The organism is Vibrio sp. 1401 (assembly GCF_033340295.1).
Genome location: NZ_JAWOWF010000706.1, coordinates 1 through 553 on the forward strand (window position 1 = coordinate 1; position 553 = coordinate 553).

Annotated in this window: 1 protein-coding gene; it reads right to left on the reverse strand. The window is 46.5% G+C overall.

Translation table 11 applies throughout. The features are described from left to right. Positions 1-499, reverse strand: a 499-nt coding sequence (locus R7Z77_RS27705) for a phosphoglycolate phosphatase (RefSeq protein WP_318137354.1), incomplete at its 3' end; no start/stop codon positions are given. Between the last annotated feature and the right edge of the window lie 54 nt (positions 500-553).

Below are 553 nucleotides of genomic sequence, written 5' to 3' on the forward strand. Positions count from 1 at the left end.
CCTGATGTTTTTCCATCAACCAGTTCAGTGCGACTGGGTTTGGTTTTTTCTCAGGGAATGCATCACCACCCAATACGTCCACAAAGTATTTTGCGATGCCATGTTGCTCTAGAATTTCTGGAACAAACTTCGATGGTTTGTTCGTTACAAGCGCCATCGTAAAGCCTGCCTGGTGTAGCTCTTCTAGCGTCTCTTTTACTGTTGGGTAAAGATGGCTCAGCTGATGACCGCTTTGCGCGTAAAAGTCATCAAACAGCTCGCGTCCTTTTGCACGCAGCTCTTCACTAAGATCGCTACTGATGGTCATGCTTTGGCTTAGTGCACGGCCAATCAGGACGTCAGCACCGTTACCTACGTAATCACGTACTTGCTCTTCCGATACTGCAGGGTAACCCAAAGCTTGTACCGCTTGGTCTGCAGCAACGGCCAAATCAGGTACGCTGTCCAACAATGTGCCATCCAGATCGAACGCAATCAGTTTTATATCTTGTTGAGTCATAATTTCCCTAGCTAAAAATAACAAAGGATGGTTTCCCATCCTATGTGTTTGATG